Origin of the sequence: Bradyrhizobium sp. 134 (assembly GCF_023074155.1) — a bacterium.
Lineage (GTDB): Bacteria > Pseudomonadota > Alphaproteobacteria > Rhizobiales > Xanthobacteraceae > Bradyrhizobium.
In genome coordinates this window covers 550,291-569,605 of record NZ_JADPKX010000074.1, presented here as the reverse complement: position 1 = coordinate 569,605, position 19,315 = coordinate 550,291, and the positions used below count along the sequence as shown (strand labels likewise).

Sequence of the window (19,315 nt, the reverse complement as noted above, 5' to 3'; positions counted from 1 at the left end):
ATTGCCGAGTTTTGCCAAGTCTGGTGTCATCGACATGACAGCCTAAAGACAGGGCTCGCGAGCGAAGAAGTTGGTGCGGTGCACGCTTCGACCGTAAGTGCTCAAATGTTCTGTCTATAAAGCAGGCTTATGGCGCGCAGTGAGGCACGCCATGTAGGGACATGGCGAGGTCGATCGTTGGACAAACGAGCGGAAAGCGTCGAGATCAGATCCGCGAGCAAGGCCTATGGCGCCGTTCGCGCCCTCGACGACGTGTCCCTCAATGTCGCGGCCGGCGAGTTCGTCTCGCTGCTCGGCCCCTCCGGTTCCGGCAAGACCACGTTGCTCGGCATCCTTGGCGGCTTCATCCTGCCATCGAGCGGAACGATCCTGTTCGGCGGCCGCGACGTCACCTGGATGCCGCCGCACAAGCGCGACATCGGCGTCGTGTTCCAGAACTACGCGCTGTTCCCGCATATGAGCGTCGGCGAGAATGTCGCCTTTCCCTTGCGCGCGCGACGGCTGCCGAAGGCGGCCTGGCCGGATAAGGTGCGCGCGGCGCTTTCGATGGTCGGCCTTGCCGGCTACGAAGAGCGCGGTATCGCGCAACTCTCCGGCGGCCAGCGCCAGCGCGTGGCGCTCGCACGCGCCATGATCTTCGAGCCGCGGCTGATCCTCATGGATGAACCGCTGTCCGCGCTCGACAAGCAGCTGCGCGAATCCATGCAGATCGAGCTGCGCTCGCTGCACAAGCGCATCGGCGCCACCATCATCTACGTCACCCACGATCAACGCGAAGCGCTGACCATGAGCGACCGCGTCGCCGTGATGAAGGACGGCCGGCTGATCCAGATCGACGCGCCAGAGCGCCTGCACGATCATCCCACGGATTCCTTCGTCGCCAGTTTCATTGGCGAGGCCACGATGCTTCCCGTGCGTCGCGTCGACGCCTCCAGCGTTGCGCTCGGCAATGTCCTTCTGCGCAGCGCCCGGGCCATTCCCGACGGGGACGCGCTGATGCTCGCCGTGCACAGCGAAAAGCTGCTGATCGACGACGGCGCGCCGGACAACGCCTGCAATCGGCTCACCGGCACGGTCACGGACATCGTCTATCAAGGCGAGAGCCTCCGCATCTTCCTGGCGCTTGCCGATGGCATCGGGCTCAGCCTGCGCCAGGCGAGCTATCACCAGGCCTACAGCCGCATCCCGCCGCTCGGCGGCAGTCTCACCGTGACCCTTCATCCCGAGGACACCATCGTCGTGCCCAGGGTGAGGGACTGAACCCAAGCCTTGTCCAACCGAGAGAAGAAGCCAAAAAATGTCGTCAACAGCCTCGTTCAGCAATTTCAAGGTTCTCACCTTCGACGTCGTCGGCACCTTGATCGACTTCGAGACCGGCGTGCTCTCCGCGGTGCGCCGGATCTCGGGCAAGTCGCCGGCCGAGCTCAGCGATGACAAGATCTTCGAATCCTACAAGCGCGGTCGCGACAAGCACCACGAGCGTTCGAGCGAGGTGATGTTTCATGTCTATCGCTATCTTGCCAAGGAGCTCGGGCTACAGGCCGATGACGCCTCCTGCGACGTCTTCCAACTCGCGGTGCTGCGCTGGGGACCGTTCCCGGACTCGGTCGAGGCACTCAAACGCCTGCGCACGAAATTCCGCCTGGTCGCGATGACCAATGCCGACCGGGTCGCGCTCTCCTGTTACGCGCATGCGCTCGGCAATCCCTTCGACGATACCGTGTGCGCCGACGAGACTGGCGTTGCGAAACCCGATCCGGAGTTTTTCGCGTACAACAAGGGGCGCCAGTCTGCTTTCGGTTACAAGCAGTCCGATATCCTTCACGTCGCGCAGAGCCAGTATCACGACATCGGGATCGCGCGGAAACTCGGCTACAAGGTGTGCTGGATCGAGCGTCGCCAGGGCATGGCCGGCTTCGGAGGCACACCGGCCGTGGAGACGCTGACCAAGCCGGACTTCCATTTTCCGACCTTGAAAGCGCTTGCCGATGCGGCCATCGGGCCGGCGGCGTAAGGCATGAGCGGTGGCATGACACGGGACCGGAACGCGCTGCCATCGGCCAACTCGCTGTGGGCCGCCACGGCCGAGCCCGCGCGCGAGTTTCCGGCTCTGTCAGGCGAGCACCAGGCGGATGTGGTGATCATCGGTGCGGGCTATACGGGCCTGTCCGCTGCGCACCACATCGCCAAGAGCGGCCTTTCGCCGATCGTGCTTGAGGCCAACCGCCCGGGCTGGGGCGCGAGTGGCCGCAATGGCGGCGTGATCACCGCAAAGTTCCGCCTCTCGTTCCGCGAGATCGACGCCGTGCACGGCCGCGCCATGGCGCAGCGCATGTACGGGATCGCGCATGAATCCACCGATATCGTCGAGGAGCTGGTCTCCGAATTTGGCATCACCAGTGCCGCGTTGACGCGCACCGGCCAGGTCAAGGCCGCCCACAACGAGACGACGCTGAAGGCCGCGATCGACGAAGCCAACTGGATGAAGCGCGAGATGGGCGATGCGGAGGTCCGCATCCTCGACAAGGGGAAAGTGCGCGACGAGACCGGCTCCGGCATCTTCGTCGGCGGCGTGCTCAATCCCGGCTCCGGCGGCATCCATCCGCTGAATTATCTGCGCGGCCTTGCCGATGGCGTGGCGCGCCGCGGCGTGAATATTTTCCAGGAATCGCCGGTCGTAAGGCTCCGGCGCGACAACGGCGGCATCGTCGCCGAAACGCCGCAGGGCGCGGTGCGGGCGAAACAAGCGATCATCGCCACCAACAGCTATTCCGACCTCACCGACGCGACCGCGAACATGCAGCGCACGCTGATCCCGTTCCGCAGCGCCATCATCGCAACCGACAAGCTGCCGCGCAACCTCGCGGGAAGCCTGATGCCGAGCGGGCGCACCTACACCGAGACCAAGCGCATGATGCGCTGGTTCCGCATGGTCGACAACCGCGTGATTTTTGGCGGCCGCGGCGCGTTCGGCAAGCAGGATTCGGAAACCGCCTTCGACGCGTTGCGCAAGGCGATGGTCGGAATCTTTCCCGATCTCGCCGACGTCCCGCTCGCCTACAAATGGTCGGGCCTGGTCGGGATGACGCTGGACTCGGTACCGCATATCGGCCGGCTCGACGACCGCACGCTGTTCTCGATGGGCTACAACGGCGCGGGCGTAGCGATGTCGAGCCTGATGGGCCGCTATCTCGCCGCCTTCGTGCGCGGCGAGACGCCAGAGGTCGGGCTGCTCGACGCGCGGCGATTGAAAGCCATCCCGTTCTATCCGTTGCGCGAGCCCGCCGTCCGCATGGTCGCCGGCTGGTACCAGTTTCTCGATGCGATCGGTCAATGACGTTTAATTGGTGACAGAGGAGGCGAGGATGACGACGAAACGAGATATTCGATTTGGCTACGCGCTATTGGGCGGATCGCTCGGATTGGTCGCAACAACCGGCATCGCCGCCGCTGCCGAACAGATCACCTTCGTCTCGCAGGGCGGCGCCTACCAGCAGGCGCAGACGGTGGCGATCCTTGATCCCTCCGCCAAGAAGCTCGGCATCACTATCAACCAGGACTCCATTCCCGATGCCTGGCCCGCGATCAAGACGCAAGTCGGCAGCGGCAAGCCGATCTGGGACGTCGTGGATACTCCAACCGGCTATTGCCTGCGCGGCGGCGAGCAGGGGCTGATCGAGAAACTCGATTTCTCGAAGATCCCTAACGCGGCGGCGATGCCGGAGGCTTATCGCAATCCCTATTCGGTGTCGTACGAGTTCTATTCGAGCGTGCTGGCCTTCAGTCAGAAAACGTTTCCGAAGGACGCGCCGAACAGCTGGGTGGATTTCTGGGACGTCAAGAAATTCCCCGGCCGCCGTGCGCTGCGCAACCATCCGATCGCCACGCTCGAGGCGGCGCTGATGGCCGACGGCGTCGCGCCCGACAAACTCTATCCGCTCGACGTCGACCGGGCCTTCAAGAAGCTCGAAGAGATCAAGCCGCACATCACGGTGTGGTGGACCTCCGGCGCACAGTCGGCGCAGCTTCTCAATGACGGCGAGGTCGATATGGAGATGGCCTGGAACGGCCGCGTCAGCGCAGTCGCGAAGGAAGGCGCCAAGGTCGCTTTCACCTACAACCAGGGTGTTTTGCAAAGCACCTCGCTCTGCATCCTCAAGGGCGCGCCGAATCTCGAGACGGCAGTCAAATTTCTCAACGAGGCCGTCGATCCCGTGCACCAGGCCAATCTGCCGCTCAATATCGATTACGGCCCGGGCAATCCCAAGGCGTTCGATACCGGCGTGATCAAGCCCGAGCGCGCCGCGCAATTGCCGAGCGAGCCCGCCAATGCGGCCAAGCAGGCGCTGATGTCCTACGCCTGGTGGTCCTCGCCGGCCGGCGAAGCCGCCGAGAAGCGTTGGGCGTCGTTCATGCAGAAGTAAGCCAAGCGAGACCGCATTGACGAGATCCATGCCAGATCCATCGCAAAAGCATCAGCGCCGCGAGCATGCGCTGATGCTGGCATTGGTATCGCCGGCGCTGCTGGTGATCTTGGCTCTGATCGTGCTGCCGGTCGGCTGGCTCGCTTGGCAGTCGATCTACCATGACGGCTTCACGCTGGAGAATTATCGCCGCGTCTTCACTGAAGACATCTACTGGCGCAGCTTTGCGCTGACCTTCGAGATCAGCCTCGCGGTCACGGGAATCGCGCTGCTGCTTGGCTATCCCGTGGCCTACCTCGCCAACTCGGTGCCGAAAGGATGGAGCATTCTCATCCTGTCGCTGGTCGTGCTGCCGTTCTGGACCAGTGTGCTGGTGCGCGCCTATGCCTGGCTGGCGCTGCTCCAGCGCACCGGTGTGATCAACCAGCTTTTGCGTTATCTCGATGTGACGAGCGAACCGCTCGCGCTGGTGCACAACACCTTCGGCACCGTGGTTGCGACGGTACACATCCTGTTGCCGTTCATGGTGCTGCCGCTCTATGCCACCATGCAGAAGATTCCGAGCGATCTCATGCAGGCCGGCGCCAGCCTGGGGGCGAGCCCGTCGCTCACCTTCGTCCGCGTCTTCCTGCCGCTGTCGCTACCGGGCGTGCTCGCAGGCTGCACCATGGTGTTCGTGCTCTGCCTCGGCTTCTACATCACGCCGGAACTGCTCGGCGGCGGCCGCACGGTGATGGTGTCGATGCTGGTGAGCCGCAATGTCGAGCTCTACAACCAGTTCGGCGCCGCGAGCGCGGTCGCCGTCGTGCTGCTCTTAAGCGTGCTCGCGATCTTCTTCGCCGTCAGCCGCTTCATCTCGCTCGATCGCATATTGGGGCAGAAATGACACGATTGTCGCCCGCCCGGATCGCCCTCTATGTGATCAGCGCGCTGGTGCTGGTCTACCTGATCCTGCCGGTGCTGATTATCGCGCCGATCTCCTTCTCCAGCGCGCGCTTCCTGACCTTCCCGCCGCCGTCGTTCTCGCTGCGCTGGTATCAGCAGTATTTCTCCAACGCCGCCTGGATGCAGGCGACGCGGGTGACGCTGACGGTCGCGCTCCTGACCGTGGTGATCGCGACGCCGCTCGGCGTTGCCGCCGCCTACGCCATCAGCCAGTCGAAGCTGCGCATCATGCGCGTCATCCACGTGGCGCTGCTGTTGCCGCTGGTGGTGCCGATCATCATCACTGCGGTGGGCATCTTCTTCCTCTATGCCAAAGTCGGCCTGGTCGCGACGCTGCCGGGCCTGGTGCTGGCGAACGTGATGCTGGGCCTGCCATACGTCATCATCTCGGTGCTGGCGGGTTTGCAGAGCTTCGACCCGGCGCAGGAGATGGTCGCACGCAGCCTCGGCATGAACCGCCTGCGCAGCTTCTTCGCGGTGACCCTGCCGCAGATCAAGTCCAGCGTGGTCGCAGGCGGCATCTTCGCCTTCATCTCGGCGATGGACGAGACCATCGTCGCGCTCTTCATCTCCGGCGGCCAGTATCAGCCCCTGACCAAGCGCATGTTCACCGCGCTCCGCGACGAGATCGACCCGACCATCGCCGCCATCTCGACGCTGATGACCGCGGCCTCGTTCATGCTGGTGCTGCTGGCAAGCGCGCGGCAGCGCAAAGGGGCATGACGGCAAGGGGGCCCGCTCCCAGGTCGACGTCCGAGAGAGGCATGGCTGCCGCCGCTATTTGCCGAAGAGGCATGACGAGGCCGTAATGCCGGGCAGCGGTTTCGGCCTTGCACCTTGTTTCCGGCTGTCCTACGCCAGCCCGGAACAAAATTTTCGCGAAGCTGCGAAACGCATTGCCAAAGCCTTGAGGGAGCCGTCATGACCATTCGCAACACCCGCACCGGGGGCCAGATCCTGATTGATCAGCTGGTCGCGCAAGGCGTCGAGCGCGTCACCTGCGTGCCGGGCGAGAGCTACCTTGCGGCGCTCGACGCGCTGCATGACAGCCCGATCGACGTCATGATCTGCCGCGCCGAGGGCGGTGCGGCGATGATGGCGGAGGCCTATGGCAAGCTCACCGGCCGCCCCGGAATCTGCTTCGTCACCCGCGGCCCCGGCGCCACCAATGCCAGCCACGGCGTCCACATCGCGATGCAGGATTCCACGCCGATGATCCTGTTCGTCGGTCAGGTCGACACCGGCATGCGCGAGCGCGAGGCGTTCCAGGAGCTCGACTACAAGGCGGTGTTCGGCACCATGGCGAAATGGGCGGTCGAGATCGATCGTCCCGACCGCATTCCGGAGCTGGTCGCGCGCGCCTTCCGCGTCGCCATGCAGGGCCGGCCCGGTCCCGTCGTGATCTCGCTGCCCGAAAATATGCTGACCGAGACTGCTGCCGTTGCGGACGCCATGCGGATCGAGCCGGCGGTGAGCTGGCCGGCGCCCGCCGATATCGAGCGCGTTGGCGCCATGCTTGCGAGCGCCAAGGCACCGCTCGTCATTCTCGGCGGCTCGCGCTGGACGGATGAGGCGACCAGGAGCATCGCGCGCTTTGCCGAGCGGTTCGACCTGCCGGTCGCGACCTCGTTCCGCCGCGCGTCGCTGATCGACGCCGATCACTCGCACTATGCCGGTGACCTCGGCATCGGGCCGAGCCCGGGCCTGAAGGCGCGGATCGACAACGCCGACGTCATTCTTCTCATCGGCGGCCGCATGTCGGAGATGCCGTCCTCATCCTACACGCTGCTCGACATTCCGACCCCGCGGCAGAAGTTGATCCACGTTCATCCCGGCTCCGAAGAGCTCGGCCGCATCTATCAGCCTGAGGTCGCGATCCAGGCCACGCCCGCCGCGTTTGCGGCCGCGGTCGGGACCCTGAAGCCGGCAGGCGCCGTTGCCTGGAAAGGCGAGGCCGCCAAGGCGCATGCCGACTATCTCGCCTGGACCGAGAAGGCGCGCGAGCTGCCGGGCACGTTCCAGTACGGACAAGTCATGACCTGGCTGCGCGATCGCCTGCCCAAGGACGCGATCGTCTGCAACGGCGCCGGTAATTATGCCGGCTGGATCCATCGCCATCACCGCTTCCACAGTTTTGCGGCGCAGCTCGCTCCGACGTCGGGCTCGATGGGCTATGGCGTGCCGGCCGCGGTGCTCGCGAAGCGGCAATATCCGGACCGCACCGTCATAGCTTTCGCCGGCGACGGCTGCTTCTTGATGAACGGGCAGGAATTCGCGACTGCCGTGCAGTACGACGCAGCCCTCGTCGTCATCGTCGTCGACAATGCGCAATACGGTACCATCCGCATGCACCAGGAGCGCGACTATCCCGGTCGCGTGGTCGGCACCCAGCTCAAGAACCCTGATTTCGCGATGTACGCAAAAGCGTTCGGCGGCCACGGCGAGCGCGTCGAGCGCACCGAAGAGTTCGCGCCGGCCTTCGAGCGTGCGCTCGCCTCGGGCAAGCCGTCGATCCTCCACTGCATCATCGATCCGCGGGCGATGTCGGTCGGCAAGGACTTTGCCCCTGCGGTGAAGGCTTAAGCGATGTCGGGGGGCCGCCACGTCGCCATCATCGGTGCCGGCGCGGTCGGCGTGATCAGTGCCATCGAGGCGCTGCGCGAGGGACATCGCGTCACATTGATCGATCCGGGCGAGCCCGGTGGCGAACAGGCGGCGAGTTACGGCAATGCCGGCTGGCTCTCCTCGCATTCGGTGATCCCGCCGGCTGAGCCCGGCGTCTGGAAGAAGGTGCCAGGTTATCTGATGGATCCGCTCGGACCGCTCGCGATCCGCTGGTCTTATCTGCCGAAGGCGCTGCCCTGGCTGATCAAATATCTGCTCTCGGGCTGGACCGAGGCGCGGGTCGAGAAGACGGCCTTTGCGCTGCGCGATCTCCTGAAGGACGCGCCGCTGCTGCACAGGAAGCTCGCGGAGGAGGCGGGCGTCCCTGAATTGATCGAGCGTAATGGCGTGATGCATGTCTTCCCGTCGCGCGGCAATTTCGACAACGATCTCGGCTGGCGCCTGCGCAAGCGCGTCGGTGTCGAATGGCTGGAGCTTTCGGCCGACGAGATGCGTCAGCGCGAGCCCGATTTGCATCCGCGCTACACTTTCGGCGTGGTGGTGGAGGAAGCCGGTCGCTGCCGCGACCCCGGAGCCTATGTCGCCTCGCTCGCGCAGCATGCGCTGGCAAGCGGCGCCAAGCTCGTGCGGGCCAAGGCAATCGGGCTGAAGCTATCTGACAACAAGCTCGTGGCTGTCCTGACCGAGACCGGCGAGATTGCGTGCGATGCCGCGGTGATTGCCGCCGGTGCGCATTCGAAGCGGCTCACCGCATCCGTCGGCGATCCGCTGCCGCTGGAGACCGAGCGCGGCTATCACGTCATGATCGAGAATCCGGAAACGGGCCCGCGCAGCTCGTTGATGGCCTCGGATGCGAAGATGGTGGTGAACTGGACCGACAAGGGTTTGCGCGCCGCCGGGACGGTCGAGATCGCAGGCCTCGAGGCCGAGCCCAACTGGAAGCGCGCCGAGATTTTGCGCAACAACCTCTTCAGCATGTTCCCGAAACTGCCGACGGATATTCCGGCTTCGCGTATCAAGACCTGGTTTGGCCATCGGCCCAGCATGCCGGACGGACGTCCCTGCATCGGCTACGCGCGGGCATCGCGCGACATCGTCTATGCCTTCGGCCACGGCCATATCGGCCTGGTCGGTTCGGCCCGCACCGGCCGTCTCGTCGCCCAGCTTCTGAGCGGCAAGCCGCCGGAAATTCCGCTCGCACCGTTTTCGCCCGATCGTTTTCTCTGAGATCGCATCATGACCGCTCCAGCCAACTCGTCCCCCCGAATCGCCCGCGGCGGCAAAGCCATTTATGGGGCGCCGCTCGGCATCCTGATGCTGGAGGCGCGCTTTCCCCGCATTCCCGGCGACATGGGCAACGGCGCCACCTGGCCTTTCCCCGTGCTCTATCGCGTGGTGAGCGGCGCCTCGCCGGAGAAGGTGGTGCTGAAGGGGGCGGCCGGTCTGCTGCCTGACTTCATCGATGCGGCAAAGGATCTAGTGCGGCTCGGGGCCGAAGCCATCACCACCAATTGCGGCTTCCTCTCTCTGTTCCAGAAGGAGATCGCAGCCGCGGTCGGCGTTCCCGTCGCGACCTCGTCACTGATGCAGGTGCCGTGGGTGCAGGCGACCTTGCCGCCGGGCAAGCGCGTCGGCCTCGTCACGGTGTCCGGTTCATCCTTGACGCCGGCCCATCTCGCAGGTGCCGGCGTGCCGCTCGATACGCCGCTGGTCGGCACCGAGCACGGCAAGGAATTCTTCCGCGTCCTGATCAAGGCCGAGAAGGACGACATGGATATCGCGCAGGCGGAACGTGACGTGGTCGAGGCCGGCAAGGAGCTGGTCGCCAGGAACCCGGATGTCGGCGCGATCGTGCTGGAATGCACCAACATGCCGCCTTATGCGGCAGCTTTGCAGGCCGAAGTTGGATTGCCCGTGTATGACATCTATTCCATGATCACCTGGTCGCATGCCGGACTGCGCCCGCGTCGGTTTGGCTAAAGGTCGAGAAGCTGCCATGGCGCAGCAATGCGCATCGTTCTCGCTGAACTCATGCGAACGGCAGCAGCTATACAATCCCTCGATACCTGATCGCGCCAGACGGTCAGAGCTTTGGCGCCTGAACATCGCTAGAGTGCTGCTCGAAATCCACGGAGACAAGCGGTGCACAGCCTTCAATCCAATCCCGACACGCGCGCAGACGCTTGGCCGTCCGAGCTCTACCGCATCCTGAAGGCCGCCGACGTGCGGCAGATGTCCTACGTCCCCGATGCCGGCCACAGCCAGCTCATCAGCCTGTTCTCGGCCGACCGCGACGTCACCACCAACGTGCTGACGACGGAAGAGGAGGGCGTCGCCATCGCCGCAGGCGCCTGGCTCGGCGGCCAACGTAGCGTGCTCTTGATGCAGTCGAGCGGGGTCGGCAATTGCATCAACATGCTGTCGCTGTCGGCGATCGGACGATTTCCACTGCTGATGCTGGTGACGATGCGCGGCGAATGGGCCGAGTTCAATCCCTGGCAGGTGCCGATGAGCCGAGCGACCCAGCCGTCGCTGGAAGCGATCGGCCTGAAGGTAATGCGCGCGGAGACGGCGGAAGATCTGGTCGAGACCGTGGAATCGGCCGCAGCGCTCGCCTACGATTCCGATCAGCAGATTGCGGTCCTGATCGGGCAGCGCCTGATCGGCAAGAAGAAGTGGTGATGCCAATGCAAGCCCAGCTCGACCGCCGCGCCGCCGTCGCCGCGCTCTTGAAAAATCGCAAGGACACGCTGGTCGTGTCCGGCCTCGGCTCGCCGACCTATGACCTTCATTCGGTCGGCGACCATGACGGCAATTTCTATCTCTGGGGCGCCATGGGCGGCGCCGCGCTGATCGGGCTTGGCCTCGCCCAAGCCCAGCCGGGAAAGCGCGTCCTCGCTTTGACCGGGGATGGCGAGCAGTTGATGGGCCTCGGCGGCATCGCCACCATCGGTGTCGCGCGCCCGCGCAATCTCGACATCGTCGTGATCGACAACCAGCATTTTGGCGAGACCGGAATGCAGGCCAGCCACACCGGGCGCGGCGTCGATCTGACCGTCATCGCCGCCGCCTGCGGCTTCGTTGCGACCGGGACCGTGCGGACGCTTGAGGAGGTGGAGCGCCTCACGCGGCAGATCGCTGAGCCGGCCGATGGCCCGCGGCTTTTTGTCATCAAGGTTCTGGCCGAAAATCCGCCGCGCTCGCTGCCCTCGCGCGATGCTGTCTTTATCAAAAACCGGTTCCGTGCTCATCTCGGCTTCGCGGCGGCCTGAGCCGGGTTTCTCACCCTGCAACAGTCTGCCCCGAAGCAGCTATCCTGGAGTGAGACCATGAAACTAACCGGCAAGGTCGCCGCCATCACCGGCGCGGCGCGCGGTATCGGCAAGGCTTGCGCGAAAAGATTCCTGGACGACGGCGTCAAGGTCGTCATCTCGGATGTCGATTCCGATGGCTTGGCCGCGACGGCTGCCGAACTCGCGCGACCGGATGCCTTGCGTACCGTCGTCGGCAACGTCGCCAAGCGTGCCGATGTCGACCAACTGGTCGCAACGGCCGTGAAGGAGTTCGGCCGGCTCGACATCATGGTCAACAACGCCGGCGTCGCTCGTAACCGGGACCTCCTGGAGATCTCCGAAGAGGAATTCGACGAGATCATTGGCATCAACCTGAAGGGCGCATTCTTCGGTGTGCAGGCGGCGGCCAAGCAGATGATTGCGCAAGGCGGCGGCGGGGTCATCATCAACATGTCCTCGGTCAATGCACTGCTGGCAATCCCGGCGCTTGCCACCTACGCCATGTCCAAGGGCGGCATGAAGCAGCTCACCTCGGTCGCAGCCGTCGCACTCGCTCCGCACAATATTCGCGTTGTCGCGGTCGGGCCGGGAACGATTCTGACCGACATGGTGGCATCGTCCATCTACACCTCGGAGGATGCCCGCAAGACCGTGATGTCACGCACGCCGGCCGGCCGCGGCGGCGAGCCGGGCGAGGTGGCCTCCGTCGTGGCGTTTCTTGCGAGCGACGATGCCTCCTACATCACTGGGCAGACCATCTACCCAGACGGCGGTCGGCTCATTCTGAATTACACGGTGCCGGTGAAGGAGAAGTAGGGCGGACCCATTCGTGTCATCGCCCGGCTTGACCGGGCGATCCAGTACTCCGAGACAGCAGTGATGGAGGCGATGGGCTGCGGCGTACTGGATGCCCCGCCTTCGCGGGGCATGACAGCCGTTGTGAGGCGAACAGTTTGCCCCTCACTCCGCTGCAGCCGTCATCCCGTGACCAAGCCGTTTCGAAATGCCGCCCGCGCAATCGCGCAAAGCATGGGCGATCAGGCTGTCCCACCGCGCGTCAAAAGTGCCTTCGGGCCCCATCGCGGTGATCACCAGCGCGACATGGCCGGAATGGTCGAACACCGGCGCAGAGAATGCGTTGACGCCGGGCAGGGGGTCGCCGAGCGCGCGGGCGAGGCCGTGCTTGCGGACCTCGGTGAGCATCTCGGCGAGCTTCGCGCCTTTCACGGCGCGCTTAGGATTGTAGCCGACGCCGTGACGATCGAGGCCGCTTTCGAGTGCGGCGTTGATCGTCTTCTCCGGCAGGAAGGCCGCAAAGGCCCGGCCGGTCGCCGTCTCCAGCAGCGCCATCACCGAGCCGGCGCGCATCACGATGTGAACGGGCTGGCCGGGTTCTTCGAGCTGCACCACGGTCGGGCCGTGCGTCCCCCAGACCGCGAGCGAGACCGCATGCCCGATCTGACTTGCGAGCGCCGCGATCTTCGGTCCTGCGATGCGTACGCCGGACAGGCGGCGCAGGCTGATCAGGCCGAGCTCCAGCGCCAGCGCGCCGATCTCGTAACGGCCGGTGGTCTCGTCCTGCTCGATCAGGCCGATACGGGAGAAGCTGGCGAGATAGGGATGCGCCTTGGCCGGCGTCATGCCGGCCTCGCGTGCGAGATCGCGCAGCATCATCGGCTCGCCGCTGCGGGCGAGGGCGCGGAGCAATTCGCCGCCGACCTCGATCGACTGGATGCCGCGGCTTTCTCTGTTCATGCGCCTCCTGGCGTGGCTTACGCCGCGTTGCGCTTGGCGGCGCTGTCGGCGAGATGACGGCCGGCAATGTAGCCGAAGGTGAGCGCCGGCCCAAGCGTGATGCCGGCGCCGGGATAATTGCCGCCCATGATGCTCGCCATGTCGTTGCCGGCGGCATAGAGCCCCGGAATGACCCGTCCTTCCGCATCGAGCGCCCGCCCGTTCTCGTCGGTGACGATGCCTGCATAGGTGCCGAGATCGCCGACCACCATCTTGATGGCGTAGAACGGCCCGTTCTCGATCGGCGCGACGCAGGGGTTCGGGCCGTGCAGCGCATCGCCCTGGTAGCGGTTATAGGCCTTCGAGCCCTTGCCGAAGGCGGCGTCGTGCCCCTGTGGTGCGGTCGCATTGAACTGCTTGACGGTCTCGACGAACGCCATGCTGTCGATGCCCGCCTTTGCCGCGAGCGACTCCAGCGTCTCGCCGCGCATGAGATAGCCGGTCTTGAGGTGATGACCCAGCGGCATCGGGAAGGGCGGCACGCAGCCGAGGCCGTATTTGCGCAGGGTCGGGTGATCGCACACCAGGTACGCCGCGATCTCCTCGCCCGGTTTCGCCGCCTTGACCATGGCCTGGACGAAGTCGTGATAGGAATTGCCCTCATTGGCAAAGCGCTTGCCGTCACGCATCACCGCGATCACGCCGGGTTTGGCGCGGTCGATGAAATGCGGCATCACACCGTTTGAGCCGTCCTTGCGCTTGGTGACCGAGACCGGGACCCAGGCTGCCGCGTTGGGGAGCCGGTCCTCGATATGGCCGCCGGCGCTTTCCGCAAGCCGCAGGCCGTCGCCGGTGTTGCCGGTTGGTCCCGGCGAAAAATGCTCTTTCCCAGTCGGCGCGTGTGGAAACATCTTCTTGCGCCGTTCGATATCATGCGGGAAACCGCCGCAGGCGAGCACGACGCCTTGTCTGGCACGAATGCGGACGTCGCGTCCCTCGCGGGCGACAATGGCGCCGGTGACAGTGCCGTTCTCGACCGTCAGCTCGTGCACCGGCGCGGACAGCCACATCGGAATCTTCAGATCCTGCGCGGATTTTGCCAGTCGCCCGGCGAGCGCATTGCCGTTGGTCAGCGTCATGCCACGGCCATAGCGCAGCACATCCATCAGATGCCGCGACAGGCGCTTTGCGACATAGACCGCCGAATTCAGCGACTTCGTCGCGCGCATGAAATGGACGATGTCCTTGCCGGATCCGAGCATCATCCCGAATACGGTCAGCTCGGGCAGGGGCGTGCCGAGGGTCTTGATCTGGTCGCCGAGCTCGCGGCCGTCGAACGGGCGCGCCACCATCGAACGGCCACCCTGGGTGCCGCCGGGCGCCTCGGCGTGGTAGTCTGGGAACACCAGCGGCATGTCGAAACGGAGTGCGGTCTTGCTGGTGAAAAAATCGACCGCCTCGGGCCCGGCGCTCAGGAATGCATCGACGCGCGCGGCGTCAAAGTTGTTGCCGGCTTCGTGCCGCAGGTAGGTCCGCGCCTCCTCGGGCGTCTCCGCGATGCCGTAAGCCTTGGCCAGCGAGGTGCCGGGAATCCACAACCAGCCGCCGGAGCGGGCGGTGGTGCCGCCGAAGCGTGGCTCCTTCTCGACGATCAGGACGTCGAGACCGCGATAGCCCGCGGTGATCGCGGCCGACATGCCGGAGCAGCCAGATCCGGCCACGAGCACATCGCACTCGTAAGTCTCAATTGCGTTGCGCTCGTTGCCGGTCATGCAGACCTCACTTCTTGAGCAGCGGACATTTGGATTCGGAGACCGGGCGGAAGGCGTCCTCGCCCTTCACCGTCTTGATGATCTCCAAATAATCCCAGGGTTCCTTGGACTGCTCGGGTGTTTTCACCTTGGCGAGATACATGTCGCGAATGACGCGGCCGTCCTCGCGCAAGCGTCCGCCATGAACGAATGTATCCTCGATTGGCAGCTCGCGCATCTTGGCCATCGCCTTGGCGGGATCGTCGGTGCCGGCGGCCTTGATGGCCTTGAGATAATGCAGCACCGAGCCGTAGACGCCGGTCTGGATCATGGTCGGCATCACCTTGGTGCGCTCGTAGAATTTCCGCGACCAGGCGCGGGTTGCCTCGTCCATGTTCCAATAGGACGCTGTGGTCATGTAGGTGCCCTGCGCTGATTTGAGCCCGATCGCGTGCACGTCGGTGTCGAACATCAGGAGGCCGACCAGCTTCTGCCCGCCCTGGACCAGGCCGAACTCGCCCGACTGCTTGATCGCATTGTCGGTGTCCTGGCCCGCATTGGCGAAGGCGACAACGTCCGATTTGGAGCTTTGCGCCTGGAGTGCAAAGGAGGAGAAATCGGCCGTGTTGGTCGGGTGCTTCACGCCACCCAAGACCTTGCCGCCCATCTCGTTGATGAAGCGCGTGGCGTCCTTCTCGAGCTGCTGGCCGAAGGCGTAATCGGCGGTGATGAAGTACCAGGACTTTCCGCCTTCCTTGATCACGGCGGAGGCCGTCACCTTCGACAGCGCGTAGGTATCGTAGGTGAAGTGCACGGTGTTCGGGCTGCAAAGCTCGTCGGTCAGCGAACTTGCGCCGGGGCCGGAGAGCAGCGCGATCTTGTTGCGCTCGCGCACCATGTTGTGGACGGCGATCGCGATGCCGGAGTTGGGGATGTCGACGACGGCATCGACCTTGCCGTTGTCGAACCAGCCGCGCACGATCTGCACGCCGACGTCGGTCTTCATCTGGTGGTCGGCGCTGATGATCTCGATCGGCTTGCCGAGCACGGTGGGCCCGAACTCCTCCACCGCCATCTTCGCGGCCTCCACGGAGCCCGGCCCGCTGTTGTCGCGGCCCCAGCTTGACAGATCCGTCAGCACGCCGATCCGCACGGCGTCGTCGGAGATTTGCGCGTTCGCAACGGTGGTCATGGCAGCCGAAGTCATGGCCGCGAGCATGGCGCAGGCCAAAAGCCCTCTCATCGTCGTTCCCTCTCGTTTATGGGCCGCTTGGCGCGGCTGGGTTATTGTGACAGCAAGTTAGATAATGGTGAATAAGTTTGTCAATGGCGAATAAAGGGGATGCAGGTTCGGTGAAGGCCGCGAAGCGGTTGCGGAGCGACGCACGCGACTGTTCAACAACGTCATTGGGAGCGAAGCGAAGCAATCCAGGTTCTTTCCGCTGCGGGATGCTGGATTGCTTCGTCGCAAGGGCTCCTCGCAATGACGGTGCTGAAGCAGTCGTGCGCAATTGTCACCCACTGTGATCCTCGTCGACGACTATGCCCGGACAAGTTGCAACCGCCATCGCGATTGGCCATGATGGCGCCCAGGAATCTTGGGGCATGGCGATGACGGCAGCATCGGGGGTCTCCAGTGCGGCGGAGAAATCGACGACGGCGCATGTGGTGTGGGCGAGCGCGCTCGGCACCGCGATCGAGTGGTATGACTTCCTGATCTACGGCACGGCGGCGGCGCTGGTGCTGAACAAGCTGTTCTTCCCAAGCTTCGATCCCTTCGTCGGCACGCTGGCGGCGTTCTCGACCTATGCGGTCGGCTTCGTCGCGCGGCCGATCGGCGGCGCGATCATCGGGCATTATGGCGACCGGCTCGGCCGCAAGAAGATGCTGGTCGCGACCATGATCGCGATGGGACTGGGCACGATCCTGATCGGTTGCCTGCCGACCTACAGTCAGATCGGAGTCTGGGCGCCGATCTTCCTCGTCATTTTTGCGCTTCGTCCAGGGCATTGGACTCGGTGGCGAGTGGAGCGGCGCCGTGGTCATGGTGGCCGAGCACGCCGGCAACCGCCGCGGCTTTTACGGCAGCCTGGTGCAGACCGGCTTCCCCGTCGGCGTCGCCGCGTCCACCGGCATTTTTGGTCTGATGACGCAGCTGCCCGAGGCGGACTTCCTGAGCTGGGGCTGGCGCGTGCCGTTTCTGATCAGCATCCTGCTCGTCGGCGTCGGCTTCATCGTGCGGCTGAAACTCGCGGAGACGCCGCACTTCAAGGAGGTGCTCGAGCGCAAGGAGGTTCTGGCGCAGCCGGCGCTGGAAGTCCTGCGCCGCGACTGGCGCAGCTTCCTGCTCGCGATCGGCATCACGGTGTCCGAAGTCGGGCTCGCTTATCTCCTCACGGTTTTCACCGTGGTCTATGCCACGACGCAGCTCGGCCTGCCGCGGCAGGTGATCCTCAACGCGGTGGTCTATGCCGCGCTCGTCGAGCTCGCGACGTTGCCCCTCGCCGGCTGGCTGTCCGACATCTTCGGTCGCAAAGCGCTGTATCTCGCCGGCGGCGTGTTCTCGGTGGCGCTGGCGTTTCCATTGTTCTGGTTCCTCGACACCAGGGACCCGGCGCTGATCACGCTCGCGCTTGTCGTCACGATGACACTGACGCATGCGTTGCTGTTCGGGCCGAAGGCGGCATTCATGCCGGAGCTGTTCCGCACCCAGGTGCGCTACAGCGGCGCATCGCTCGGAGCCAACGTTGCGGCGGCGCTGAGCGGCGGCTTCTCGCCGCTGATTGCGACGGCACTGCTGGCATGGGCCGGTTCTTATTGGGCCGTGTCGGTCTACATCATTGCACTGTCGATCGTCACCATCATCGCGACGCTGATGGCGCCGGAGACGGCGCGGGACCAGCTCAGGTCCTGAGGATCGCCTTCATCACGTCTGCCGCGCCAGCGGGCCCGCACGATCGAAGCTATCGTTTTTGTGTGCACGTCCTGACGTCTTCTTATGCGCGCTGCCAAAAGCCGATGCAGCGGGGCGAACCATTAGCCGCGTTTATGCGGCGAATTTTTACTTCCAATTTTACTTCACGACATCCCGCCCATAGCCTCCCTCGCAATTGATCACATCCGCAGCCGGTCAATGGCGACCGGTGCGCAGCGTTCATCGTAGCCAACGAGGGTTGCCATGCTTGACAGGGACAAGGGGACATCCACTGCCAATCCGGCGGGGACGAGCGACAAGCCTGCGAAAAAGCTGAGCCGGCGCACGCTGTTGAAGGGCGCTGCGGCGGTGGCCGGCGCGGCCGCAGGATCGGACGCGATCCGCGGATTCCCGACGATCTGGGCGCAGGAGATCAAGGACATCGAGCTGCGCCATGTCGGCGTGTCCTATTCGGTGGTGAAGGCGATCGGCGACCAGGCGGCCAAGGATCTCGGCTTCAAGGTGACGATGCAGAACCTCGACACCTCCGCCGCCATCAACCGCTTCATAAGCCAGCCTAATACGGTCGACATCGCCGATCTCGAGGGGTGGCAGGCCAAGCTCGCCGCCAAGCGCGGCGTGATCCAGGGCATCGAGGTCAAGAAGGTCAAGGAGTTCGACAACATCCTGCCCATCTTCACCAAGGGCGAGATCGACGGTCACAAGATCCCGCGCCAGGGCATCTCGCCCTACGAGGCCATGTATATCGCCAAGCCCGATTCGACCGATCTGAACGACGGCGTGACCGAATGGGCGACCTTCCTGCCGCAGGTCTACAATGCCGACTCCATCGGCTATCGCCCCGACCTCGTCGGCCATGAAGTTACGGAATGGAAGGATCTGATTGATCCCAAGTTCAAGGGCAAGGCCGCGATCCTCGACGTGCCCGCGATCGGCATCATGGACGCCGCGCTCTGCTTCGAAAGCGCCGGGCTGATCAAGTACGGCAACAAGGGCAACATGACGAAGGAGGAGATCGACTTTACCTGCAACAAGCTGATCGAGCTCAAGAAGCATGGCCAGTTCCGCGCGACCTGGACCACCTTCGACCAGTCAGTGCAGCTGATGGCGGCGGGCGAAGTGGTCATCCAGTCGATGTGGTCGCCGGCCGTTGCCGCGGTGCGCGTGAAGGAAATCCCGTGCGTCTACGCGCCGGTCAACATCAAGAACGGCAAGGAAGGCTATCGCGGCTGGTGCAACGGCATGGGCCTGATGAAGCATCTCTCCGGCAAGAAGCTGGACGCGGCCTACGAATATCTCAACTGGTATCTGTCGGGTTGGCAGGGCGGCTTCGTCGCGCGCTACGGCTATTACAGCCCGGTCCCCTCGACTGCGAAGAAATTCCTCACGCCGGCCGAATGGGCATTCTGGTACGAGGGCCAGCCCGCGCCCGAGGTGGTCAACGACCCCTATGGCGTGCCGATGGAGAAGAGCGGCACCAAGCGTGACGGCGGCTCGTTCCTCGACCGCGTCAAGAACATCTCCTGCTGGAACACGCTGATGGACGAAGCCGCCTACATGAACAAGCGCTGGAACGACTTCAAGGTGGCCTGAAACCTGCTTCACCTG

16 protein-coding genes and 1 pseudogene are annotated in these 19,315 nt (G+C 64.4%); 14 read left to right on the top strand and 3 right to left on the bottom strand.

Features of this window, described 5'->3' with window-relative positions:
• Positions 1 to 177: 177 nt before the first annotated feature.
• From IVA75_RS32840 to IVA75_RS32785, 12 genes are all read left to right on the top strand, one after another.
• Entirely contained in the window at positions 178 to 1,260 is a 1,083-nt protein-coding gene (locus IVA75_RS32840; protein WP_247287787.1) for an ABC transporter ATP-binding protein, read from the top strand.
• A 37-nt stretch (positions 1,261 to 1,297) separates the two neighbouring features.
• Positions 1,298 to 2,014, top strand: coding sequence for an HAD family hydrolase (locus IVA75_RS32835; RefSeq protein ID WP_027570518.1), 717 nt, complete (start codon positions 1,298 to 1,300; stop codon positions 2,012 to 2,014).
• 15 nt (positions 2,015 to 2,029) lie between these two features.
• A complete protein-coding gene (locus IVA75_RS32830; protein ID WP_247287789.1) occupies positions 2,030 to 3,337 on the top strand; it encodes an FAD-binding oxidoreductase in 1,308 nt (435 codons plus the stop codon).
• Positions 3,338 to 3,365: 28 nt separating this feature from the next.
• On the top strand, positions 3,366 to 4,424 hold the full coding sequence (locus tag IVA75_RS32825; protein WP_247287791.1) for an ABC transporter substrate-binding protein: 1,059 nt from the start codon (positions 3,366 to 3,368) through the stop codon (positions 4,422 to 4,424).
• A gap of 28 nt (positions 4,425 to 4,452) precedes the next feature.
• On the top strand, positions 4,453 to 5,310 hold the full coding sequence (locus IVA75_RS32820) for an ABC transporter permease (protein WP_247287793.1): 858 nt from the start codon (positions 4,453 to 4,455) through the stop codon (positions 5,308 to 5,310).
• Entirely contained in the window at positions 5,307 to 6,092 is a 786-nt protein-coding gene (locus tag IVA75_RS32815) for an ABC transporter permease (RefSeq protein ID WP_247287794.1), read from the top strand. Before IVA75_RS32820 ends, IVA75_RS32815 begins: the two co-directional genes overlap by 4 nt.
• A gap of 198 nt (positions 6,093 to 6,290) precedes the next feature.
• Positions 6,291 to 7,952, top strand: a complete 1,662-nt coding sequence (locus IVA75_RS32810; protein WP_247287795.1) for a thiamine pyrophosphate-binding protein — start codon at positions 6,291 to 6,293, stop codon at positions 7,950 to 7,952.
• 3 nt (positions 7,953 to 7,955) lie between these two features.
• Entirely contained in the window at positions 7,956 to 9,221 is a 1,266-nt protein-coding gene (locus tag IVA75_RS32805) for an FAD-binding oxidoreductase (RefSeq protein ID WP_027570524.1), read from the top strand.
• A 9-nt stretch (positions 9,222 to 9,230) separates the two neighbouring features.
• Positions 9,231 to 9,974 carry an aspartate/glutamate racemase family protein gene (locus tag IVA75_RS32800; protein ID WP_247287796.1) on the top strand — a complete coding sequence of 248 codons (744 nt, stop codon included), beginning with the start codon at positions 9,231 to 9,233 and terminating at the stop codon, positions 9,972 to 9,974.
• A 162-nt stretch (positions 9,975 to 10,136) separates the two neighbouring features.
• On the top strand, positions 10,137 to 10,676 hold the full coding sequence (locus IVA75_RS32795) for a thiamine pyrophosphate-binding protein (protein WP_247287797.1): 540 nt from the start codon (positions 10,137 to 10,139) through the stop codon (positions 10,674 to 10,676).
• Positions 10,676 to 11,266 (top strand): thiamine pyrophosphate-dependent enzyme, encoded by a 591-nt coding sequence (locus IVA75_RS32790; protein WP_247287798.1) that lies wholly within the window; start codon positions 10,676 to 10,678, stop codon positions 11,264 to 11,266. The genes IVA75_RS32795 and IVA75_RS32790 overlap by 1 nt, the downstream gene beginning before the upstream one ends.
• Before the next feature lie 57 nt (positions 11,267 to 11,323).
• Positions 11,324 to 12,103, top strand: coding sequence for an SDR family oxidoreductase (locus tag IVA75_RS32785; protein WP_247287799.1), 780 nt, complete (start codon positions 11,324 to 11,326; stop codon positions 12,101 to 12,103).
• Positions 12,104 to 12,247: 144 nt separating this feature from the next.
• Here the strand turns inward: IVA75_RS32785 and IVA75_RS32780 are convergent, their stop codons facing one another.
• Genes IVA75_RS32780 through IVA75_RS32770 form a run of 3 tightly spaced genes read right to left on the bottom strand, consistent with a single transcriptional unit; the run spans position 12,248 to position 16,015 of the window.
• Complete coding sequence (locus IVA75_RS32780) at positions 12,248 to 13,042, bottom strand: IclR family transcriptional regulator (protein WP_247287800.1); 795 nt, start codon at positions 13,040 to 13,042, stop codon at positions 12,248 to 12,250.
• A 17-nt stretch (positions 13,043 to 13,059) separates the two neighbouring features.
• Entirely contained in the window at positions 13,060 to 14,793 is a 1,734-nt protein-coding gene (locus IVA75_RS32775; protein WP_247287802.1) for an FAD-dependent oxidoreductase, read from the bottom strand.
• A gap of 7 nt (positions 14,794 to 14,800) precedes the next feature.
• A complete protein-coding gene (locus tag IVA75_RS32770) occupies positions 14,801 to 16,015 on the bottom strand; it encodes an ABC transporter substrate-binding protein (RefSeq protein ID WP_247287804.1) in 1,215 nt (404 codons plus the stop codon).
• A 368-nt stretch (positions 16,016 to 16,383) separates the two neighbouring features.
• Here IVA75_RS32770 and IVA75_RS32765 point away from each other — a divergent pair.
• Both IVA75_RS32765 and IVA75_RS32760 read left to right on the top strand, forming a co-directional pair.
• Positions 16,384 to 17,686: pseudogene (locus IVA75_RS32765) on the top strand (MFS transporter).
• 264 nt (positions 17,687 to 17,950) lie between these two features.
• Complete coding sequence (locus IVA75_RS32760; RefSeq protein WP_247287806.1) at positions 17,951 to 19,300, top strand: extracellular solute-binding protein; 1,350 nt, start codon at positions 17,951 to 17,953, stop codon at positions 19,298 to 19,300.
• The last annotated feature ends 15 nt before the right edge of the window (positions 19,301 to 19,315 follow it).

Coding starts and splice junctions, on each gene's coding strand:
- IVA75_RS32835 (WP_027570518.1), top strand. CDS start 1,298: ATGTCGTCAACAGCCTCGTTCAGCAATTTCAAGGTTCTCACCTTCGAC.
- IVA75_RS32830 (WP_247287789.1), top strand. CDS start 2,030: ATGACACGGGACCGGAACGCGCTGCCATCGGCCAACTCGCTGTGGGCC.
- IVA75_RS32825 (WP_247287791.1), top strand. CDS start 3,366: ATGACGACGAAACGAGATATTCGATTTGGCTACGCGCTATTGGGCGGA.
- IVA75_RS32820 (WP_247287793.1), top strand. CDS start 4,453: ATGCCAGATCCATCGCAAAAGCATCAGCGCCGCGAGCATGCGCTGATG.
- IVA75_RS32815 (WP_247287794.1), top strand. CDS start 5,307: ATGACACGATTGTCGCCCGCCCGGATCGCCCTCTATGTGATCAGCGCG.
- IVA75_RS32810 (WP_247287795.1), top strand. CDS start 6,291: ATGACCATTCGCAACACCCGCACCGGGGGCCAGATCCTGATTGATCAG.
- IVA75_RS32805 (WP_027570524.1), top strand. CDS start 7,956: ATGTCGGGGGGCCGCCACGTCGCCATCATCGGTGCCGGCGCGGTCGGC.
- IVA75_RS32800 (WP_247287796.1), top strand. CDS start 9,231: ATGACCGCTCCAGCCAACTCGTCCCCCCGAATCGCCCGCGGCGGCAAA.
- IVA75_RS32790 (WP_247287798.1), top strand. CDS start 10,676: ATGCCAATGCAAGCCCAGCTCGACCGCCGCGCCGCCGTCGCCGCGCTC.
- IVA75_RS32785 (WP_247287799.1), top strand. CDS start 11,324: ATGAAACTAACCGGCAAGGTCGCCGCCATCACCGGCGCGGCGCGCGGT.
- IVA75_RS32780 (WP_247287800.1), bottom strand. CDS start 13,042: ATGAACAGAGAAAGCCGCGGCATCCAGTCGATCGAGGTCGGCGGCGAA.
- IVA75_RS32775 (WP_247287802.1), bottom strand. CDS start 14,793: ATGACCGGCAACGAGCGCAACGCAATTGAGACTTACGAGTGCGATGTG.
- IVA75_RS32770 (WP_247287804.1), bottom strand. CDS start 16,015: ATGAGAGGGCTTTTGGCCTGCGCCATGCTCGCGGCCATGACTTCGGCT.
- IVA75_RS32760 (WP_247287806.1), top strand. CDS start 17,951: ATGCTTGACAGGGACAAGGGGACATCCACTGCCAATCCGGCGGGGACG.